Source organism: Catenulispora yoronensis, assembly GCF_039531695.1.
Classification (GTDB): domain Bacteria; phylum Actinomycetota; class Actinomycetes; order Streptomycetales; family Catenulisporaceae; genus Catenulispora; species Catenulispora yoronensis.
Genome location: NZ_BAAAQN010000147.1, coordinates 1 through 1,018 on the forward strand (window position 1 = coordinate 1; position 1,018 = coordinate 1,018).

The 1,018-nt window shown below is 51.6% G+C and carries 1 protein-coding gene and 4 tRNA genes; 4 read left to right on the plus strand and 1 reads right to left on the minus strand.

The window, feature by feature from the left end; translation table 11 throughout:
* The first annotated feature begins 14 nt into the window (after positions 1-14).
* The 4 genes from ABD481_RS46410 to ABD481_RS46425 all read left to right on the plus strand — a co-directional run bounded on the left by ABD481_RS46410 (position 15) and on the right by ABD481_RS46425 (position 451).
* Positions 15-91 (plus strand) — tRNA-Arg (locus tag ABD481_RS46410).
* Between the two features lie 55 nt (positions 92-146).
* Positions 147-222 (plus strand) — tRNA-His (locus tag ABD481_RS46415).
* A 23-nt stretch (positions 223-245) separates the two neighbouring features.
* Positions 246-332 (plus strand) — tRNA-Leu (locus ABD481_RS46420).
* A 42-nt stretch (positions 333-374) separates the two neighbouring features.
* Positions 375-451, plus strand: a tRNA-Pro gene (locus tag ABD481_RS46425).
* 461 nt (positions 452-912) lie between these two features.
* Here ABD481_RS46425 and ABD481_RS46430 read toward each other — a convergent pair.
* Positions 913-1,018, minus strand: a 106-nt coding sequence (locus tag ABD481_RS46430) for a hypothetical protein (RefSeq protein WP_344672321.1), incomplete at its 5' end; no start/stop codon positions are given.

The following is a 1,018-nucleotide window of genomic DNA, read 5'->3' on the forward strand; positions in this document are numbered from 1 at the left end:
TTACCGAAAACGACGCGCCAATAGCTCAGCTGGATAGAGCATCGGTTTTCTAAACCGACGGTCTCAGGTTCGAATCCTGTCGGGCGCACCATTAACCCGGTGCTGGAGCTGCGGTGGTTTTAATACCGCGTAAAAGGTTTGCAGTGGTGGCTATAGCTCAGTTGGTAGAGCCCTGGATTGTGATTCCAGTTGTCGTGGGTTCGAATCCCATTAGCCACCCCATTATTTGATAGAGTTGTGAATTTGCGAAGGTGGCGGAATTGGTAGACGCCCTAGCTTCAGGTGTTAGTGTTCTTACGGACGTGGGGGTTCAAGTCCCCCCCCTCGCACCACGACTTTAACGAATTGAACTAAAAATTCAAAAAGCAGTATTTCGGCGAGTAGCGCAGCTTGGTAGCGCAACTGGTTTGGGACCAGTGGGTCGGAGGTTCGAATCCTCTCTCGCCGACCAATTTTGAACCCCGCTTCGGCGGGGTTTTTTGTTTTCTGCTGCCGGCCGCCATCTCTTATTTCTCTGATCTTGCTGATAAAAAATCTTCTCTTTGCTTAAGAATACGCGTCAGGAAAACTCTCAATTCATCACTGTGGTAGATGCAATTTCCCCGGATCCTGTCCGATAATAACCGGGTAGATGCTCATTCCATCTCTTATGTTCGCCTTCGTGCCTCATAAACTCCGGAATGATGCAGAGCCGTTCTTACGGTGCTTATCGTCCACTGACAGATGTCGCATTTATGCCTCATCAAACACCATGGACATTACGTTGAGTGAAGCACCCAATTTGTTGTCAAACAGACCTGTTTTAACGCCTGCCCTGATTTCAGCGCAGGCGTTTTTTTCTTTCGGGGATCCGTCAATGTGAAGGCGGGGGAGAAGGGCTATCGCCCCGCAGGAGGCGATAGCCATGCCAGGTTATGGCTGAGGATTATTCTGCAGCGTCAGCAGCAGTCCATCGCGGCGCATAGCGGCGGCTTCTTCCGGCTGATGCAGGCGGTGCAGGGCATCCGCCAGCCAGGCG